The sequence below is a fragment of the Pseudomonas sp. 18058 genome (assembly GCF_902706155.1).
In the GTDB taxonomy this organism is placed as follows: domain Bacteria; phylum Pseudomonadota; class Gammaproteobacteria; order Pseudomonadales; family Pseudomonadaceae; genus Aquipseudomonas; species Aquipseudomonas rustica.
In genome coordinates this window covers 1-18,477 of sequence record NZ_CACSJY010000032.1, presented here as the reverse complement: position 1 = coordinate 18,477, position 18,477 = coordinate 1, and the positions used below count along the sequence as shown (strand labels likewise).

Below are 18,477 nucleotides of genomic sequence, written 5' to 3'. Positions count from 1 at the left end.
TGAGCATTTTTCGTCCACTTTCGCCGCTTTCCCTGATCGCGGCGATGTTACTCACCACTCAAAGGAAGGGCCCCTATCGTGACTGCCATCAAACTGATCGTTGGCCTGGGAAATCCAGGCGCCGAATACGACCAGACCCGGCATAACGCAGGGGCCCTTTTTGTTGAGCGCATCGCCCACGCACAGAATGTGAATCTTGTGGCCGATCGCAAATATTTCGGCCTGACCGGGCGCTATTCGCATCAGGGTCAGGATGTTCGTCTGCTGATTCCCACCACCTACATGAACCGCAGCGGCCAGGCCGTGGCGGCACTCGCCGGTTTCTTCCGCATCAAGCCTGAAGAAATCCTCGTGGCGCATGACGAACTCGACTTGCCTCCGGGCGTTGCCAAGCTCAAGCAGGGCGGCGGCCATGGCGGTCACAACGGGTTGCGCGACATCATTGCGCAACTGGGCAATCAGAATACGTTCTACCGCCTGCGGCTTGGCATTGGCCACCCGGGCGTCGCCAGTATGGTTTCAAATTTCGTCCTGGGTCGTGCGCCACGCGCCGAACAGGAAAAACTCGATGCCAGCATCGACTTTGCCCTCGGCGTGCTGCCGGATATCCTCGCCGGTGAATGGAACCGTGCGATGAAAAACCTGCACAGCCAGAAGGCCTGACTCTACTCCGAGGGGAAACACCATGGGATTCAATTGCGGCATCGTCGGCCTGCCTAACGTCGGCAAGTCCACCCTGTTCAACGCCCTGACCAAATCCGGTATCGCGGCCGAAAACTTCCCCTTCTGCACCATCGAGCCGAACAGCGGCATCGTGCCGATGCCGGATCCGCGTCTGGACGCTCTGGCGGCCATCGTCAATCCAAAGCGCATCCTGCCGACCACCATGGAATTCGTCGACATCGCAGGCCTGGTTGCCGGCGCCTCGAAAGGTGAAGGCCTGGGCAACAAGTTCCTCGCCAACATCCGCGAGACCGACGCGATCGCTCACGTCGTGCGCTGCTTCGAAGACGAGAACGTGATCCACGTTTCCAACAGCGTTGACCCGAAGCGCGACATCGAAATCATCGACCTGGAACTGATCTTCGCCGACCTCGACAGCTGCGAGAAGCAACTGCAGAAAGTCGCGCGTAACGCCAAGGGTGGTGACAAGGACGCCGTGGTTCAGAAAGGCCTGCTTGAGCAACTGATCGCGCACTTCACCGAAGCCAAGCCTGCGCGCAGCCTGATGAAGAACATGAACGCTGACGAAAAGGCAGTGATCAAGGGCTTCCACCTGCTGACCACCAAACCGGTCATGTACATCGCCAACGTCGCTGAAGACGGTTTCGAGAACAACCCGCACCTCGACGTGGTTCGCGCCATCGCCGAAGAAGAAGGCGCCATGGTCGTTCCGGTCTGCAACAAGATCGAAGCGGAAATCGCCGAGCTCGATGACGGCGAAGAGAAGGACATGTTCCTCGAGGCCCTGGGCCTGGAAGAGCCTGGCCTGAACCGCGTGATCCGCGCTGGCTACGAAATGCTGCACCTGCAGACCTACTTCACCGCCGGTGTCGAAGAAGTCCGCGCCTGGACCGTCAAAGTCGGTGCGACCGCACCTCAGGCTGCCGGCGTGATCCACACCGACTTCGAGAAAGGCTTCATCCGCGCCGAAGTCATCGCCTACAACGACTTCATCCAGTACAAGGGCGAAGCCGGCACCAAAGAAGCCGGTAAATGGCGTCTGGAAGGCAAGGATTACATCGTCAAAGACGGCGACGTGATGCACTTCCGCTTTAACGTGTAAGCGTTACGCCCAAGAAAAAGCCGCGTTTGATACGCGGCTTTTTTGTGCCTGAGATTTATCGTTGTACGCAATTCCCCTGTGGGAGCGGGCTTGCTCGCGAAGGCGTCGTGTCAGCCAGTACATGTGTAGCTGATACCCAGCATTCGCGAGCAAGCCCGCTCCCACAGTTGGATTTGTGTGGGATCAGGCCTTTTTGGTACGCGGCAAGAAGATCGCCAACACGCCAAACAGCGGCAGGAACGAGCACAGGTAATACACGTACTCAATCCCGTGAATATCCGCCAGATGCCCGAGCAGCGCCGCGCCTATCCCGCCGAAACCAAACATCAAACCGAAGAACACCCCGGCAATCATCCCGACGTTGCCCGGCACCAGTTCCTGCGCGTACACCACAATCGCCGAGAACGCCGAGGCCAGAATGAAGCCGATCACCACGCTCAGGACAGTCGTCCAGAACAGATCAACGTGGGGCATCAGCAGCGTGAACGGTGCCACGCCGAGGATCGAGAACCAGATCACCGCCTTACGGCCGATCTTGTCGCCAATCGGCCCGCCGAAGAAGGTGCCCGCCGCTACCGCACCGAGAAACAGGAACAGGTGCAACTGCGAACTCGCCACCGACAGGTCAAACTTCTCGATCAAGTAGAAGGTGAAGTAGCTGGTGAGGCTGGCCATGTAGAAATACTTGGAGAACACCAACAGCCCCAATACCACCAGCGCACTGGTCACCCGGCCCTTCGACAGTCCGTGAGTCGCGGCCTGACCTGCCTTGAGTTTGAACAGGTTCAAGTGGTGCGCGTACCAGCGGCTGATGCGGTACAGAACGAACAGCGCAAACACCGCGAACAAACCGAACCACGCGACGTTGGCCTGACCGAACGGAATGATGATCGCCGCCGCCAGCAATGGGCCAAATGCGGAACCGGCGTTACCACCGACCTGAAAGGTCGATTGCGCCAGACCAAAGCGTCCACCGGAAGCCAGCCGCGCAATCCGCGAGGCCTCGGGGTGGAACGTCGAGGAACCGATACCGATTAGCGCCGCCGCCAGCAGTATCAACGGAAAACTGCCGACCATCGACATCATCACGATGCCGATCAATGTGCAGATCGAACCGGCCGGCAACAGCCACGGTTTCGGATGCCGATCGGTGTGATAACCGACCCACGGCTGCAACAGCGACGCGGTCAGTTGGAAGGTCAGCGTGATCAGGCCGACCTGGGTAAAGGTCAGGCCGTAATTGGCCTTGAGCATCGGGTAGATCGACGGCAAGACCGACTGGATCAGGTCGTTGATCAGATGCGCCAGCGCCACCGCGCCGATAATTCGCATCACCAATGGACTGCTTTGGGGGGCAGCGGGCGCCGAGGCAGCGGCGGTCTGAACGTTGCTGATAGCCATGGAAGTTTCCGGACAGCAGATGGGTGCACGCAGGCAGGTGCGTCAATGTGCCATTTTTCAGTGCGTCAGCGCCATCCCCTTAGCCAGCTAACTAACCACCCTGACCTGAATCACCCAATCGTGTAGGAGCGCCGAAGGCTGCGATCTTTTGATCTTTTAAAAAACAACATCAAAAGATCGCAGCCTTCGGCAGCTCCTACAGGGGACGGGATTTAGGTGATAGCGCAACGCCATGGTCTGAATCTTGCCTTGCTACTGCCCCTGAACGCGGTCGCCTTACAAAGGTGATCGACAATGGGAAGTTTCGCTACAGAACCTGCCTACAGAGCGGGTGAGAGTGAACTTTCGAGGCCTTTTAGCAGGGCACAACATCAACGTCGAACGACCGCGATGCACGCCGATGGTGCGTGGTGTCCAGAGGAGTCATGGGGCATGCAGGCTTTCCTTTCACCGGGGATCAAATTGCTGGGGCGGTTTGGCTTCGCGGGTAAATTCCAGTTGTTGTTTCTGCTGTTCATTTTGCCGTTGGCCGGCAGCCTGTTGATGATCGGCCAGGACTATCGCGACAAGCTCAATCTGATTGCCGGCGAACGTGCCGGCGTGCGCCAGTTGCTCGCGCTGGATGCGCTGGACAACCTGCTCGCCGCCCAACGCGACCGCGCCGCCCGTTGGCGCGCCACCGAAACCAATCGCCAGCCGACACCGGCCACCCTCGCCGCCATGGGCGCGTTCGACGCGGTGCAACCGGCGGTTGTGCAAGCCACCACGGATCTGGGCAATGCCCTGAAAAACGAAGGCGCGGAAGGTGAAACACTCAGCCGCTATCAAACGCTGCAAACCGCACTCAATGGACTGGATTCAAAAAGCCTCAGCGGCGTCGGTTGGTGGCCGGACGGTTATGACCGTTTCACCAACGCCCTGAGCGCCCTGCAAGCGTTGCGCGAGCAGATCGTCATGGACAACCGCCTGACCCTCGCGCCATGGCTGGAAACCTACCTGCTGACGCAAATCTCCACGCAACACGCGCCGGACTTGATTGAACGCGTCGGTCGCCTCGCTGCCGTCGGCCAGGCCTCAGTAGTTTCGGGCCAGTTCACCCTGCAAAGCCGTTTGCAGTTGCGCGATCTGCGCAGCCGTATCGGTGATGCTCGCGAGCAATTGGTGAAAACCGCCACGCTGCTGGAAGCACGCCTGCCGAAAGATCAGCAGAGCTGGGCCAACCAATACCACGAGAGCCTCAAACACCTCGACAGCGGCCTGAAGGTGCTGGACGACGGCGTGTTTGGCGGCAGCATCAATCTCAAACCGGAAGACTTTGAACGCAGCCTCGACGCCTTGTTAAGCGACCTCGCCGCCCTGCGCCAGCAATCGTTGGTCTCGCTGGATCAACGACTCGATGCCTACCACGGTTCAGCGATCCGTCAGTTCATCATCGTCGCCGCCGTGTTCGGTTGCCTGCTACTGGCCGCGCTGTACCTGTTCATCTGCCTGCAAGCTTCGATTCGTCGCAGCGCCAGCGGCATTACCTTGCTCGCGGAAGCCCTGCGCGACGGCAACCTCAGCCTGCAAGTGCCGGTGGAGGGTCGCGATGAACTGGCGGCGATCAGCACCGCGCTCAACGTCGCGGTGGTGCAACTGCGCAGCAGTATGCTCGGAGTCGATCACGAGACCTCGCAATTGAGCGACGCGGTGCGCAGCCTCAACGATCACTCCAGCGGTGCCCTCGGCGAAGTCGAAGCGCAGCAGTTGCAGATCAGCCAGATCGCCACTGCGGCCACGCAATTGGCCGCGACCTCGCAAGGCGTGGCGCAGAGTTGCGAACAGGCTTCCGGCAGCGCTCAGCACACCCAACGCATCGCTGCCGACAGCAGCCGCGACAGTCAGCGCACCACCGCGAGTATTCAACAGCTCAATCAGCGTTTGAACGACACCGCAGCGGCGCTCGGTCGGGTCAGCGAGCAAGGCCAGCAGATTCAATTGGTGGTCGACACCATTCGCGGGGTGGCCGAACAGACCAACCTGTTGGCGCTCAATGCGGCGATTGAAGCCGCGCGCGCCGGTGAACAGGGTCGCGGTTTTGCCGTCGTGGCGGACGAGGTGCGCAGCCTGTCGCAACGCACGCAATCATCCACCGCGCAGATCGCCGGAACGGTCGACAGCCTGCGCGCAACGGTCAACGAAGCCGTGAGTTTGATGGAAGCTGCCTGCGGCCAGGCGCAAACCGATGCCGAGTCAGTCACCGGGCTTGGCGAACGGTTGGGCGAAATCGCCAGTGCCGTGCAAAGTGTCACCGACACCCTCGCGCAAATCGCCACGGCGGTGGAGGAACAGGCGTGCACCGCCGATGAAGTCAGCGGCAATATCCAGCAGGTCGATCAAGCTGCGGTGCGTTTGCTCGAAGGCGCGCGAGCGGTGAACCTCGCGGCAGACACCCTACGCCTCGGCAGCCAGGCACTGAGCGAGAACACGGCGCGCTTTCGTCTCAACTGATCACCGCTTGCGGGAAGTCCTTTTCCAGCTCGGTTTTCAGCCAGTGGATAAACCACACGGCGTCCGCCGAGAGTTCGGCGGACGCGGTCAGCACCCGGTAACTTTCCAGCTTCACCTCATCATCAATCGCGCGTACCAGTTTGCCGCTGGCCAGTTCATGGCGCACCAGCACTTCGTTGGCCAGCGCAATGCCCTGCCCGCTTTCGGCCACTGACAAGGCGTGATCGTTGTTGACGTACAGCAGGTCGGATTTGAGGTGGATATCGAGGTCATGGGCGGCGAACCACAGGTTCCACCACTCACCGTCATCGACGTGAATCAGCTCGTGCTTGATCAGATCTCTCGGGCTGTCGATAGGATCGATGCTCGCCAGATACTCCGGCGTGCAAATCGGAAACACCCGAGGGCAAATCAGCGCTTCCCGCGAATCGGCGTACTCCCCGTCGAGGCCGTAGACGATGCCCAGATCGGCACTCTTGCCGTCCACTTCGGTGAAGGTCGAGTTGGGTTCGATGGCGAATTTCAGCCCTGGCCGCAGGTGCCGCATTGCTTCGATCCGTGGCATCAACCAGCGCTTGGCGAACCCCGGCACCACCATGATCCGCAGCCAGCGTTCGGCGTCTTTGGGCTGCGCTTCCTTGCCGGCCTCGATGATCAACTGCAACGCGGCGCTGATCTTGCGGTGGTATTTCTCGCCCGCCGGGGTCAGGTTGACCCCGCGCGAGGTGCGTTCGAACAATTGAATGCCCAACCAGTCTTCGAGCAATTTCACGTGCCGGCCTATCGCAGGCTGGGTCACGTGCAGCGCTTTCGAGGCTTCGACGTAGCTGCCCAAACGCGCGGCGGCATCAAACGCACGCACCGCATTCAGCGGCGGCAATCGGTGGTCGGGCATGATTCCTGGCACCTTTGGCTATTAAATTAACTAACAGCTGCCATGTTTAAATTGAAGTGTCGCCCCGCGCAACCCCTGGCTGATAATCGAGCCACAGCAGAACAAAAAAACAGCTGGTTATTACACCCGAACGCAATCTCGATCCTGCCCAAAAAAATAATATCCATGGCCCGACGGCAATGCTTTTTGAGAGCAAGTCGCAGGCGATGGGGGAATCGGAGGTAACGCATGAATGCCCTGCATTCGCTGCAAACACTGGCGGTCTCAATCCGCTCGGTGCGCAAGGTATACGGTGATCCGCACACCGGTCCAGTGGCGCTGAAAAGCATTGATCTGGATATCCGCGACAACGAATTCTTCACCCTTCTCGGCCCGTCCGGCTGTGGCAAAACCACGCTGCTGCGGATGATCGCCGGTTTCGAATTTCCCACCGAAGGCGAGATTCTTCTCTACGGCGAAAACATCGCCGATCGTCCACCCTTCGAGCGGCCGGTCAACACGGTGTTTCAGCATTACGCGCTGTTCCCGCACATGACCATCGCTGAAAACCTGGCCTTCGGCCTCGAATCGCACCCGATGGGTAAAGTCCTCACCAAGGCGCAAATCAGCGAACGTGTCCGCGAGATGCTCGCGCTGGTGCAGATGGAGCGCTTCGCCAATCGCAAACCGGCGCAACTGTCTGGCGGCCAGCAACAACGTGTCGCCCTCGCTCGTGCTTTAGCGCCGCATCCAAAAGTGTTGCTGCTTGATGAGCCGCTCTCGGCACTCGATCTCAAGCTGCGTCAGGCCATGCGCGAAGAGCTGAAAACCATTCAGGCGAAAACCGGCATCACCTTCATCTTCGTCACCCACGACCAGGAAGAAGCACTGACCATGTCCGACCGCATCGCCGTGCTCTCTGAAGGTGAAGTGCAGCAGGTCGGGCGGCCGGAAGAGATTTACGAACGTCCGCGCAATCGCTTCGTCGCTGACTTCATCGGCGAAACCAATTTCATCGAAGGCACCGTGACTCGTGTGGAAGACGGTCAGGCGTGGTTCGCCGGGCCGGCCGGTCATCCGCTGCCGGCGCAAGCGTGCGATGACGTGCAGGTTGGCGCCAGCGTAACGCTGTCGGTTCGCCCCGAGCGCCTGCATCTGGTGCCGGCCACTACCGAGGCTGCCTTGCCGTGCCGGATCGACGCGCAGATCTACCTCGGCACCGACCTGCAATATCAGGTCAGCCTCAGCGACGGTTCGCGTCTCACCGTGCGCACGCCCAATTGCGTCGACCAGAGCCTGCGTTTCGCCGTCGGCTCCCAGGCCGGTCTGCTGTTTGACCGTGGTAGCGCCAGCGTCCTGCACGATTGAGCCGGAGAAATTGCCATGCACGCCTTACCGATTGCCAACACGCTGGAACGTCGCAAGGCCTTCCAGAGTTTTCTCGGTGTCAGCCCGGCGCTGACCGCCATCTGCCTGTTTCTGGTGGTGCCGATTCTGATTGTCATCGGCTATTCGCTGATGGAAGCCAACCCCTACGGCGGGGTCAATAAAGTCTTCAGCAGTGAGGCTTACACCTCGTTGCTGTTCGAGCGGCAAATGGATGACAGCCTGGCGTTTACCGACTCCTATCTGCTCATCGCCCTGCGCTCGATCGGCATTGCCGGGCTGACCACGATCATCACCCTGCTGATCGGTTTTCCGGTCGCCGTGTGGCTGGCGATGCAGCCGGCGCATCGGCGCGGCTTGCTGATTTTTCTGATCACCGTGCCGTTCTGGGCCAACCTGCTGATCCGTACCTACGCGTGGATTTTGCTGCTGCGTAATACCGGCGTAATCAACAACAGCCTGATGGGCATGGGCGTGATCCATGAACCATTGCAGTTGTTGTACACCGACGGCGCGGTGCTGCTGGGGCTGGTTTACACCTACGCGCCGTTCGTGGTTTTGCCGATCTACGCGACGCTGGAAAAAATGGACATTCGCCTGCTCGAAGCTGCGCAGGATCTCTACGCCGGCCGCGTGCGCACCTTACGCAAAGTGGTGCTGCCGATCGCCAAACCGGGGATTCTCGCCGGCGCCATCCTCACCTTCGTACCGTGCCTGGGCGCGATGATTGCCCCGGAACTGCTCGGCGGCGGCACGCGAATGATGCTCGGCAACCTGATCTTCCGCCAGTTCAGTGACTCGCGTAACTGGCCATTCGGCGCGGCGCTGTCGCTGGTGCTGATGGCCGCAGTGATGTTGGTGCTGACCGTGTATGCCCTGCGCGCCGAGCGTCAGCGCATCGCCAAAGGAGGTGCGTGATGCTCGCTTTATTCAAACGCAAAGGGCTGGGCGTGCAGGACTTTCCCGGGTTCGGCGGCTTCAGTTTTCTGTTCTATCTGTACCTCTATGCGCCGATCGTGGTGCTGGTGGTGTTCTCGTTCAACGCCAATCAGTCGGCGACGGTGTGGACCGGTTTCAGCCTCGACTGGTACCGCGCCGCGTTCGCCAATCAGGCCTTGCGCCAGGCCGCCAGCAACAGTTTGTTGATCGCGGTGTGCGCCAGCATGATCGCCACGGCGATTGCCACCCTCGCCGCGCTCGGTACCTCGCGCGGGGCCAAGTTCAAGGGCCTGCAACTGTCGATGGGCGCGATCATGTTGCCGCTGGTGTTGCCAGAAATCGTCGTCGGCGTGGCAACGCTGGCGCTGTTCTCGACCATCGGCCTGTCGCTGGGTTACGGCAACCTGATCATCGCGCACACGGTGTTCTGCATCCCTTTCGCCTACCTGCCGATTCGTGCACGTCTGAACGATATGGATCTGTCGCTGGAGCAAGCCTCGGCCGATCTCTACGCCGGCCCGTGGCGCACCTTTCGCAAGGTCACGCTGCCGCTGCTGATGCCGGGGATTTTCTCCGGATTGATGCTGGCCTTCATCGTCTCGCTGGATAACTTCGTGATCTCGATGATGGTCTCGCAGGCCGGCACCACCACCCTGCCGATCTTCATCTTCGGCCTGCTGCGCATGGGTGTGACACCCGACGTCAACGCCGTCTCGACGCTGATCCTTGGCGTCTCGGTGCTGTTCGTCAGCCTCTCTTACCTGTTGGGCAAAAAGAACGCCTGAACCTTCTACGACCTGTGGGGAAATAGCATGAGCAAGTGGATAAAAAGCGTTGGCACTTCGTTGTTTCTGACTGTGCCGCTGGCGATGACGGGCAGTGTTCAGGCCGCCGAGAAACTCAACGTGGTGAGCTGGAGCGGCTACTTTTCGCCGGAGATTCTCGCCAAGTTCCAGAAGCAGACCGGCATCGAAGTCACCGTCGATTCCTATGACTCAAACGAGACGCTGCTGGCGAAACTGAAACAGGGCGGCGCCGGTTATGACGTGGCGATTCCGTCGCATCAATTCGTGCCGATCCTGATTCAGGAAAAACTCCTGGAGCGCTTCGACCCGGTCAAAGAAGCGTATTACGCCAACGTCGCCGACAATCTGAAAAAACCAAGCTGGGATCCCGAGGGCGCGTATTCGGTGCCGTTCATTTGGGGCACCACCAGCGTCGTGCTCGACACCGCGCGCTACAGCGGCCCGGCCGACAGCTACAAAGTCTTGTATGAGCCGCCGGCCGAGCTGCAAGGCCGGATCAACATGTTCGACGCGGTCAGCGACGCGGTGGACATGGCCAGCCTCTACCTCGACATCCCGTTGTGCACCGAAGATCCGAAGCAGATGCAGCAGATTCTGACGCTGCTCAAGGCGCAGAAACCGTACGTGAAAACCTACAGCTCGAAGGCCGGTTCGATCCGCGAAAACCTCGCTTCGGGTGAAATCGACATGTCGATGTTCTGGGGCGGCTCGTCGATGCGCGCCCGCGAAATGAAACCGACGCTGAAATATCTGTACCCGAAAGAAGGCGTGCTGGCGTGGGTCGACAACATGGTCATTCCGACCGGCAGCAAGAATCCAGCGAATGCCAAGGCGTTCATTGCGTTCCTCAGCCAGCCTGAAAATGCGGCGATGACACAGAACTTCCTCAAGCATCAGAGCCCGATCAAAGGCGTCGAACCGTTCCTCGATGCCTCGCTCAAGGACGCGCCCGAGCTGCACATTCCGCAAGGCACCAAAGTGGTGTTCAGCAAGACCTGCGGCGAAGGCTCGATCCGTCTGGCCGACCGTCTCTGGACCAACCTGATGCGTTGATCCCTGCCGCCCCGGCGCGAGGCCGGGGCGTTTTTCCAGTCGTCTTGAAGGCTGCTTGCAATGAATTCTAATAACATCAGCGAACTGGTCCTGTTGCAGGCCCATGAGCTCGCCGAGCGCATTCGCCTGCGCCAGGTTTCCTGCCGCGAAGTGATGCAGACCTATCTCGCGCACATCGAACGCTTCAACCCCAAAGTCAATGCGTTGATCAGCCTGCAAGCGCCTGAAGATCTGCTGGCTCAGGCCGATCAGCGCGACGCTGAACTGCTGCGCGGCGAATACCATGGCTGGATGCACGGCCTGCCGCACGCGATCAAGGATCTGTCGCTGACCCGTGGCATTCGCACCACCATGGGTTCGCCGCTGTACAAGGATTTCGTGCCCGAGCGCGACGGCATCATGGTCGAGCGGATCAAGAACGCCGGCGCGATCATCATCGGCAAGACCAACACACCGGAATTCGGCCTCGGCTCGCAAAGCTACAACCCATTGTTCGGCGCCACCGGTTGCGCGTATGACCCGAGCAAAACCGCCGGCGGCAGCAGCGGTGGCGCTGGCGCGGCGCTGGCGATGCATCTGGTGCCCGTGGCCGATGGCAGCGACATGATGGGCTCGCTGCGCAATCCGGCGGCGTTCAACAACATCTTCGGCTTCCGTCCGTCGCAGGGTCGTGTGCCGTTTGATGACAGTGCCGATCTGTTTATCGATCAACTCGGTTACGAAGGCCCGATGGCGCGCAGCGTGCGTGACGCGGCGTTGCTGCTGTCAGTGCAGGCCGGCGCCGATGCGCGAGCGCCGCTGTCCATCGCCGAATCCGGTGAGGCGTTTGCGGCGCCGCTGGATCGTTATTTCACAGGCACACGCCTGGGCTGGCTGGGTGACTTCAACGGTTATCTGCCAATGGAGAACGGCGTGCTGTCGCTGTGCAAGAAGACCTTCGCCGACTTCGAAAGCATTGGCTGCCACGTCGAGGCAGCGGATCCGGGTTTCGCGCCTGAGCGCTTGTGGAGCAGTTGGCGCACGTTGCGCCACTGGATGGTCGCCGGTTCGTTGGGCGCGACTTACGCCGATCCGCAAAAGCGTGCGCTGTTGAAACCGGAAGCGATCTGGGAAGTGGAAAACGGTTTGCAGCTTTCCGCCAGCGAAGTGTTTACCGCCTCGGCGGTGCGCAGTGATTGGTATCGAGCGATCTCGAAGTTATTCGAAAAATACGACTACCTGTTGTTGCCGAGCGCTCAGGTGTTTCCGTTCGACAAGACCCAGCCGTGGCCGACGTCGATCGATGGCGTGAGCATGGACACTTATCATCGCTGGATGGAAGTGGTGATCCCCGGCACGTTGTCGGGTTGCCCGGTGGCGAGCGTTCAGGCTGGATTCAATGCGCAGGGTTTGCCGATGGGGCTGCAGATCATCGGCAAGCACCAGGCAGACTTCGCTGTTCTGCAATTGGCGCACGCGTATGAACAGGCCAGCCGCTGGTTCCAACGCTGCCCTTCGCCGCTGCTGAGCCAGTGATTTTGATAAACGGTTGAAAGCGTAGAAAAAATTTTAAATTTACGCTTGACGCTTTTCCATTTCAGGGGAATAATGCGCGCCACTTGGCTACATAGCTCAGTTGGTTAGAGCATAGCATTCATAATGCTGGGGTCCGGGGTTCAAGTCCCTGTGTAGCCACCAAGTACTAAAAACGGCTTACCGAAAGGTAGGCCGTTTTTTTATGCCTCGAGAAAAGCGCCGGTTTTATGTTGAGGGGATTTCTCCCCTCCTCCAGCGTTTCAGCCTGCCAGTGCCGCCAACCCTTTCGCCCAGATTTGCCGGGTACGCAAACCCACCATCGCCCGCCAGTCGGGATCGGCCGGGTAGAACTGTTCCAGCAGATTCAGTTTGATCACCCTCCCCGTTGCATCCAGCGGATCACCGTGTAAATGCAGCCAATGGTCGTCACGTAAATACCGATGCACATCCGCGCCGGAATAGGTGCCGCACTCGATCACGAACGGCATCAATTGCACGTCCGGCAAGGCATCGAGCAATGCCTGCGAGGTGTAACCGGTGGCGGTCGCGGCGACGCCGGTTTCGCTCAGGGTGTCGGCGCCGGTGTGCAGCGTGTAAAGCCATGGCCCGTAAATCGACTGAGCCTTGGGGAGTGCCGGGTACGGCGCTTGGGTGATCGTCAGCAACATCGGATGACCGTATTCGCCAGCGCCGGTGTGCAGGTCGAAACACATCACGGTGTCCGCGCCAGCCAGATGCGCTTCGATGATTTGATGCAACGTGCGATTCGACCAGCTCGGCGCGCGACCGCCAAAGAACAATCCATCCGGATGACTGTGTTGACCACCCTCGACAATCGACATCACCGCCGGCCAGCCGTGTGCGTTGATCTGCGCATCGAGCAAGGCATCGGCGCGTTGACGCTCGGGGCCATTCAGGTCGGTGCAGGCGTAGATATCGTGTAATGCCGCGTAAGCGCGGTTATCCGGCAACGCTTCGGTGAAATCCAGATGATTGCGGTTAAGGTCGATGTTGTCTTCGTTGACTCGACGCAACCACGCGGTGCCCCACGGGTTGATCAGGTGAACCATGATCACCGCGACATCCTTGGGCAGCGAGCCGGGTGCGAATGCTTTCAGCCAATCGATTTGGCAGTCGGAACCGTAATAGCCCTCCACGCCGTGGGTACCGCTGAGCGCCACCAGACGTTTTTCTGCCTGCGGGTTACCGAGCACGGCGACGTCGGTGCTCAACGGCTCGCCAAACGGGCCACAGCGCGGATGTGCGTAGGAGGTGATTGACGCCCCGGCGGCATTGGCGGCGGCGAGAAACTGTTCGCGTTGAATGCGGTAACTGGACTCGGTGGGAAACTCGCTGTGCATGCTTGGCCTCTTGTGATTTTTATGCCTTTCAACTGTAGGAGTGAGCCTGCTCGCGATAGCGCTGGATCAGTCAGCAATGATGTTGAATGTGATGACGCTATCGCGAGCAGGCTCACTCCTACAGGGAGTCGTTATGGTCCATCAGTTGAGGTCGACCCTAGCGAACATCCGCCCTGAAAAGAAAGACAAAAATGCCCATCGGTTTGCGTCTCGACCGACCGGTCGATAGAGTCCCTCAGACTTTTAATCCACGGACGGAGAGCCCGCGTGTTTTCAGCCTTGCCCTTGAGCCGCTTTCGCCTGCCTGCCCTGACGCTGATCATCAGCGCCCTGACCCTCACCGCGTGCAATGCCCCGCCCTCCTCGGTCATGCCGTTGGCACCGGAAGCCGCGTCGGGTTTCCGCACCGATCTGCAAACCCGTCACGCCAGCAAACACATGGCCGCCGCTGCCAATCCACTGGCTGCCGAGGCCGGTCGCGAGATGTTGCGTCAGGGCGGTTCGGCGATTGATGCGGCGATTGCGATGCAGGCTGTGCTGACGCTGGTTGAGCCGCAATCTTCCGGGATCGGTGGCGGCGCGATGATCGTGCTGTGGGACGGTAAACAGGTGCGCACCTATGACGGTCGCGAAACCGCGCCGGCCGGCGCAACCGAGAAACTCTTTCTGCGCCCTGACGGTAAACCGATGTCGTTTCCCCAGGCGCAAATTGGCGGCCGCTCCGTTGGCACTCCTGGCGTTTTGCGCGCTCTGGAAATGGCGCATAAACAACACGGTCGCCTGCCATGGGCCAAGCTGTTTGAACCGGCGATCAAACTCGCTGAACAAGGTTTCGCCATTTCCCCGCGCCTGCATTCGCTGCTGGAATCTGATCCGGTGATCCGCAACTCGCCGGACATGGCCGCGTATTTCCTCAATGCCGATGGCAGCGTCAAAGCGGTCGGCACGCGCTTGCAGAATCCAGCGTTGGCCGGCGTGCTCAAACGCATCGCCAACGAAGGCGCCGACGCGCTGTACAAAGGCCCGATCGCTGAAGAAATCGTCGCTAAGGTTCAGGGCCACGCCAACCCGGGCAGCCTGTCGCTGCACGACCTTCAGCACTATCAAGCCAAAGAACGCGCGCCGCTGTGCACCGATTACAAGCGCTGGCAAGTCTGCGGCATGCCGCCACCGTCGTCGGGCGGCATCGCCGTGGCGCAGATTCTCGGCACCTTGCAGGCGCTGGAAACCCGCGATCCGCGCTTGTCGCTCACGCCACTAAAACCAGTGAAAACCGACAAACCCGCCGGCATCGAACCCGCGCCACAAGCGGTGCACCTGATCGCCGAAGCTGAACGTCTGGCCTACGCCGATCGTGCGCAATATGTCGCCGATACCGACTTCGTTCCGGTACCAGTGAAAGGCCTGGTCGACCCGGGTTATCTGGCCAATCGCGCCAGTCTGATCGGCGAGCGCAGCATGGGCACCGCCCAACCCGGCACACCACCGGGCGTGCAGGTGGCCTATGCGCCTGATCGTTCGCCACTGCGCATCTCGACCTCGCAAGTGGTCGCGGTGGATGACCTCGGCGGCGCCGTATCGATGACCACCACCATCGAAGCGGCGTTCGGTTCGCACCTGATGGTTCAGGGTTTTCTGCTCAACAACCAGATGACCGACTTCTCCTTTATCCCCGAAGAGAACGGCCAAAAAGTCGCCAACCGCGTCGAGCCCGGCAAACGCCCACGCTCGTCGATGGCACCGACCTTGATCTTCGATCGCAACAGCGGCGAATTACTCGCCAGCGTCGGCTCACCGGGCGGCTCGCAGATCATCGAATACGTGGCAAAAACCACCATCGGCCTGCTCGACTGGAACCTCGACCCACAAAGCGCCATCAGCCTGCCCAACTTCGGCAGCCGCAACGGCCCGACCGAACTGGAACAGGGCCAATTCAGCCCGACGCTGATTCAGGCGTTGAAAGACAAAGGGCATGCGGTGAATGAAATCGACATGACCAGCGGCACCCAAGCGATTGTTCGGGTCAAGGATGAGCATGGGAATGCAACGCTGGAAGGTGGTGCGGATCCACGGCGTGAAGGGGAAGCGTTGGGGGATTGAAGCTTACATGAAAGACGGAAAAGGCTTACTGGGAGGTAGGCCTTTTTTATGCGGGCTCGGAAGCTTCGGCAATGTCATGTCGCCTTTTCCTATCCCTGAAAATTGTACGCAGAGGTAGAGTGAGTCCGTTCGTTGAAATGGAGTTTTCCCCATGAACATCCGTCCGATCCACACCGAAGAAGACTACCGTGCGGCGCTCAAAAACGTTTCCGCACTTTTCGACAATGAACCTGTACCTGGTACGCCTGAAGGGGATTACTTCGAGGTATTGATCACCTTGATCGAAGCCTACGAAGCGAAGCATTTTCCTCTCGACTTGCCCTGAGACAGATACACCCAATGCGCTCAACGACTCGACACCAAATGCGCGCCAAACAGCAAGTAGCAACCACCTGCCAGTCGATCCAGCCACTTACGCGAGCGTTCGTAAACACTCGCCACCCGGCGGCTGGCGAAGAACAGTGCGACGCTGCAATACCAACTGAACGACAGCGTGGCCATGGTCAGTACCGCCAGCGCCAGCAATAACGGCGGTATGTGTGCCGGCATTGCGGTAGCGAAGATGGTGGCGACGAACAGTGCCGATTTTGGATTGGTCATGTTGCCGAGAAAGCCTCGGGCATAGGCGCCGCGCAGTGTTTGCTGCGACGCGTCCACGGTGCCCGGCGCGATGGCAGCCTTGCGTTTGAATTGCTTGAGGCCGAGGTAGATCAGGTAGCAGCCACCGGCGATCTTGAAACTGAGGTACAGCGTCGGCGCAGCGCTGAACAATGACTGGATGCCCAAGCCGCCGGCCAGTCCCCACAGTACCGTGCCGCTGGCCACGCCGAGTGCGGCAACGACGCCATGGCGTCGCGAACGGCTGACGGCCAGTTGCGCGATGTTGAAGAAGTTCGGCCCCGGCGTGACCACGGCGACTGTCCACAACAGCGCCAGCGACAGCAATGGAGCGAGGTAGCTCACGGCAGAGATATCCATGGGGCATGTGCCTGATTGATTCGACAATGCCCACACCTTGCAACATCCCGCCGCGTTTTGCCATGGGTTGGGCAGTGCTTTTAAACAGCCGGTTCGCCCTCCGGCACGCGGATCAGCAAGTCGCCGGGTTGGCAGTTGAGGTATTCACAAATGGCGTCCAGGGTCGCCAGACGCAAACCTTTGACCTTGCCCTGTTTGAGCAAAGACAGATTGGCTTCGGTGATGCCGATGGCGGCGGCCAGATCCTTGGATTTGACCTTGCGCAGGGCGAGCATCACGTCCAGTTGAATCACGATAGACATAGCGATCTCAAATAAAAGTACGGTTTTCGGAATCCACTTCGCTGGCCTGCGACAGGATACGCGCAATGATCGAAATACAGCCGGCCATGAACAACGCGACGAAGGTGGACGCTGTGACGCTCAAAGTCACCATTCGCTCACCCACGGGCGCATTTTGCGTAATCCACAAGCTGAGCATCGGTTCGCATAGAAAATCCAGCAGCACCCAGAGCGCCACGGCGCGCCCGACTTTGCCCAGATGACCGGCGGCTTCGGCGGAAAAATACTCACCCGTGGCGTAGCACTGGAACAGACGACGCAGCGCCCTCAATCCAAACGCCAGTGCAATCAGAGGAATACTCGACAGCACGATCGCGCCCAATGTTTGCCACCACGGAAACACTGCGGCGGCACTGGTCATGTCCGAGAGCTGGCGATCGCTCAGTGCGAACCCAAGCCCCAAACCATCCTTGCTGGCCAACGTCGGGAACAGCCAGACCGCAGCGTTGAGCACCAGCATCAGGATGATCAGCAGCAATGTAATCGTGGCCATACGGCGGCTGAATTGCGCGAGAGAAACAGAAGTCATGGGTTGCCTCACAGATTGAATGTGAGACAAACCATAGACGATTAAATTATCGCAAAACAATAATTAATTACTGTAAAACGTTAATTTTTGTTTCACTCCGATGGTTTAGCCTCCAGCACTTTGCCATCCAGCGCATCGCCAATAGTGAGGAAATGCCCGCCCGCCACGTGGTGCAGTGTGCGCAACGAATCGTGGCCGTCGAAATGCCAGCGCCCTTCGCTAAACACGCGCGCATCGGCGTGCGCGGCAATCACCTCGGCGAGGAACAGATCGTACTGCTGATGATTGTGCGGCTCCGGCAACAAACGACATTCAAGCCAAGCGACGCAGCCGTCGAACAGAGGCGCCTCAACAAGATCTCCGGCGAAGGTTTGCAGGCCATACGCTTCGAATTTATCGCGCCCCTGATCGCCAACGATGTCCAGACCGGAAGTGTTACCGACGGTTTGCACGATGTCGGCCTGTTGCGCACACGGTACGTTGAGGACGAAGGTGCCCGAGGCTTCGAGCAACTGTCGCGTCCAGGTCGATTTGTCGAGTACGACGGCGACTTTCGGCGGTTCGAAATCCAGCGGCATTGCCCAGGCGGCAGCCATGATATTGCGCTGGCCGTTGTGGGCGGCGCTGACCAATACGGTCGGCCCGTGGTTGAGCAAACGGTAGGCTTTGTTGAGGGGAACCGGGCGGCGATGGTCGGCGCTCATGGGGATCTGCTCCGGGGAGAAAAGGAGCCGATTGTAGCGCCGCCACTGAAGAAACACAGAACCTGTGGGAGATTCTATGGTTGCGAACAACGTTTTTTAGGCAGTTTTGCTGACGTATGCTTTCTCGCTCTTCAGCAGCGCGTATGCAATACGCGCGAGTTTACGTGACAAAATCACCAGCGCTTCAGTGGTGGCCTTGCCCTTGTTTCGATGA

General features: G+C 59.6%; 16 protein-coding genes, 1 tRNA gene and 2 pseudogenes. 11 read left to right on the top strand and 8 right to left on the bottom strand.

Going from position 1 to position 18,477, the window contains the following annotated elements; all coding sequences use genetic code 11:
* Positions 1 to 78: 78 nt before the first annotated feature.
* Positions 79 to 663, top strand: coding sequence for an aminoacyl-tRNA hydrolase (pth, locus tag GVL50_RS17910; protein WP_008079560.1), 585 nt, complete (start codon positions 79 to 81; stop codon positions 661 to 663).
* Between the two features lie 22 nt (positions 664 to 685).
* Entirely contained in the window at positions 686 to 1,786 is a 1,101-nt protein-coding gene (ychF, locus tag GVL50_RS17905; protein WP_053123773.1) for a redox-regulated ATPase YchF, read from the top strand.
* Between the two features lie 183 nt (positions 1,787 to 1,969).
* Here ychF and GVL50_RS17900 read toward each other — a convergent pair whose 3' ends face one another.
* Positions 1,970 to 3,187, bottom strand: a complete 1,218-nt coding sequence (locus GVL50_RS17900) for an MFS transporter (RefSeq protein WP_053123775.1) — start codon at positions 3,185 to 3,187, stop codon at positions 1,970 to 1,972.
* 294 nt (positions 3,188 to 3,481) lie between these two features.
* Here GVL50_RS17900 and GVL50_RS17895 point away from each other — a divergent pair, with 294 nt between their 5' ends.
* Positions 3,482 to 5,677 carry a methyl-accepting chemotaxis protein gene (locus tag GVL50_RS17895; RefSeq protein WP_371926010.1) on the top strand — a complete coding sequence of 732 codons (2,196 nt, stop codon included), beginning with the start codon at positions 3,482 to 3,484 and terminating at the stop codon, positions 5,675 to 5,677.
* Here GVL50_RS17895 and GVL50_RS17890 read toward each other — a convergent pair.
* Entirely contained in the window at positions 5,670 to 6,572 is a 903-nt protein-coding gene (locus tag GVL50_RS17890) for a LysR substrate-binding domain-containing protein (protein WP_159814613.1), read from the bottom strand. The genes GVL50_RS17895 and GVL50_RS17890 overlap by 8 nt on opposite strands.
* A 228-nt stretch (positions 6,573 to 6,800) precedes the next feature.
* On the opposite strand from GVL50_RS17890, the gene GVL50_RS17885 reads away from it, so the two are divergent.
* From GVL50_RS17885 to GVL50_RS17860, 6 genes are all read left to right on the top strand, one after another.
* Positions 6,801 to 7,919, top strand: a complete 1,119-nt coding sequence (locus GVL50_RS17885) for an ABC transporter ATP-binding protein (RefSeq protein ID WP_159814612.1) — start codon at positions 6,801 to 6,803, stop codon at positions 7,917 to 7,919.
* A gap of 15 nt (positions 7,920 to 7,934) precedes the next feature.
* Positions 7,935 to 8,855, top strand: a complete 921-nt coding sequence (locus GVL50_RS17880; RefSeq protein ID WP_053123801.1) for an ABC transporter permease — start codon at positions 7,935 to 7,937, stop codon at positions 8,853 to 8,855.
* On the top strand, positions 8,855 to 9,661 hold the full coding sequence (locus GVL50_RS17875) for an ABC transporter permease (RefSeq protein ID WP_159814611.1): 807 nt from the start codon (positions 8,855 to 8,857) through the stop codon (positions 9,659 to 9,661). The genes GVL50_RS17880 and GVL50_RS17875 overlap by 1 nt, the downstream gene beginning before the upstream one ends.
* A 27-nt stretch (positions 9,662 to 9,688) precedes the next feature.
* On the top strand, positions 9,689 to 10,735 hold the full coding sequence (locus GVL50_RS17870; RefSeq protein ID WP_159814610.1) for an extracellular solute-binding protein: 1,047 nt from the start codon (positions 9,689 to 9,691) through the stop codon (positions 10,733 to 10,735).
* Between the two features lie 60 nt (positions 10,736 to 10,795).
* Positions 10,796 to 12,250, top strand: coding sequence for an amidase (locus tag GVL50_RS17865; RefSeq protein WP_159814609.1), 1,455 nt, complete (start codon positions 10,796 to 10,798; stop codon positions 12,248 to 12,250).
* A gap of 85 nt (positions 12,251 to 12,335) precedes the next feature.
* Positions 12,336 to 12,412: transfer RNA gene (locus tag GVL50_RS17860), tRNA-Met, on the top strand.
* 98 nt (positions 12,413 to 12,510) lie between these two features.
* Here the strand turns inward: GVL50_RS17860 and GVL50_RS17855 are convergent.
* Entirely contained in the window at positions 12,511 to 13,611 is a 1,101-nt protein-coding gene (locus GVL50_RS17855; protein WP_159814608.1) for a DUF2817 domain-containing protein, read from the bottom strand.
* 267 nt (positions 13,612 to 13,878) lie between these two features.
* On the opposite strand from GVL50_RS17855, the gene ggt reads away from it, so the two are divergent.
* Positions 13,879 to 15,711 carry a gamma-glutamyltransferase gene (gene ggt / locus GVL50_RS17850; RefSeq protein WP_159814607.1) on the top strand — a complete coding sequence of 611 codons (1,833 nt, stop codon included), beginning with the start codon at positions 13,879 to 13,881 and terminating at the stop codon, positions 15,709 to 15,711.
* Between the two features lie 151 nt (positions 15,712 to 15,862).
* A pseudogene (locus GVL50_RS17845) lies at positions 15,863 to 16,033 on the top strand (type II toxin-antitoxin system HigA family antitoxin); the annotation flags it as partial.
* A gap of 23 nt (positions 16,034 to 16,056) precedes the next feature.
* Here GVL50_RS17845 and GVL50_RS17840 read toward each other — a convergent pair.
* The 5 genes and pseudogenes from GVL50_RS17840 to GVL50_RS29060 form a co-directional block, all read right to left on the bottom strand.
* A complete protein-coding gene (locus GVL50_RS17840; RefSeq protein WP_159814606.1) occupies positions 16,057 to 16,689 on the bottom strand; it encodes a LysE family translocator in 633 nt (210 codons plus the stop codon).
* Positions 16,690 to 16,769: 80 nt separating this feature from the next.
* Entirely contained in the window at positions 16,770 to 16,991 is a 222-nt protein-coding gene (locus GVL50_RS17835; protein WP_053123815.1) for a helix-turn-helix transcriptional regulator, read from the bottom strand.
* A 7-nt stretch (positions 16,992 to 16,998) separates the two neighbouring features.
* Entirely contained in the window at positions 16,999 to 17,559 is a 561-nt protein-coding gene (locus tag GVL50_RS17830; protein WP_159814605.1) for a DUF2975 domain-containing protein, read from the bottom strand.
* 92 nt (positions 17,560 to 17,651) lie between these two features.
* Positions 17,652 to 18,263 (bottom strand): flavin reductase family protein, encoded by a 612-nt coding sequence (locus GVL50_RS17825; RefSeq protein WP_159814604.1) that lies wholly within the window; start codon positions 18,261 to 18,263, stop codon positions 17,652 to 17,654.
* Between the two features lie 96 nt (positions 18,264 to 18,359).
* Positions 18,360 to 18,477: pseudogene (locus GVL50_RS29060) on the bottom strand (IS110 family transposase); the annotation flags it as partial.

What these genes read in the sequence shown, in the direction of transcription:
- ychF (WP_053123773.1), top strand. Translation starts at nt 686, where the DNA reads ATGGGATTCAATTGCGGCATCGTCGGCCTGCCTAACGTCGGCAAGTCC.
- GVL50_RS17900 (WP_053123775.1), bottom strand. Translation starts at nt 3,187, where the DNA reads ATGGCTATCAGCAACGTTCAGACCGCCGCTGCCTCGGCGCCCGCTGCC.
- GVL50_RS17895 (WP_371926010.1), top strand. Translation starts at nt 3,482, where the DNA reads ATGGGAAGTTTCGCTACAGAACCTGCCTACAGAGCGGGTGAGAGTGAA.
- GVL50_RS17890 (WP_159814613.1), bottom strand. Translation starts at nt 6,572, where the DNA reads ATGCCCGACCACCGATTGCCGCCGCTGAATGCGGTGCGTGCGTTTGAT.
- GVL50_RS17885 (WP_159814612.1), top strand. Translation starts at nt 6,801, where the DNA reads ATGAATGCCCTGCATTCGCTGCAAACACTGGCGGTCTCAATCCGCTCG.
- GVL50_RS17880 (WP_053123801.1), top strand. Translation starts at nt 7,935, where the DNA reads ATGCACGCCTTACCGATTGCCAACACGCTGGAACGTCGCAAGGCCTTC.
- GVL50_RS17875 (WP_159814611.1), top strand. Translation starts at nt 8,855, where the DNA reads ATGCTCGCTTTATTCAAACGCAAAGGGCTGGGCGTGCAGGACTTTCCC.
- GVL50_RS17870 (WP_159814610.1), top strand. Translation starts at nt 9,689, where the DNA reads ATGAGCAAGTGGATAAAAAGCGTTGGCACTTCGTTGTTTCTGACTGTG.
- GVL50_RS17865 (WP_159814609.1), top strand. Translation starts at nt 10,796, where the DNA reads ATGAATTCTAATAACATCAGCGAACTGGTCCTGTTGCAGGCCCATGAG.
- GVL50_RS17855 (WP_159814608.1), bottom strand. Translation starts at nt 13,611, where the DNA reads ATGCACAGCGAGTTTCCCACCGAGTCCAGTTACCGCATTCAACGCGAA.
- GVL50_RS17840 (WP_159814606.1), bottom strand. Translation starts at nt 16,689, where the DNA reads ATGGATATCTCTGCCGTGAGCTACCTCGCTCCATTGCTGTCGCTGGCG.
- GVL50_RS17835 (WP_053123815.1), bottom strand. Translation starts at nt 16,991, where the DNA reads ATGTCTATCGTGATTCAACTGGACGTGATGCTCGCCCTGCGCAAGGTC.
- GVL50_RS17830 (WP_159814605.1), bottom strand. Translation starts at nt 17,559, where the DNA reads ATGACTTCTGTTTCTCTCGCGCAATTCAGCCGCCGTATGGCCACGATT.
- GVL50_RS17825 (WP_159814604.1), bottom strand. Translation starts at nt 18,263, where the DNA reads ATGAGCGCCGACCATCGCCGCCCGGTTCCCCTCAACAAAGCCTACCGT.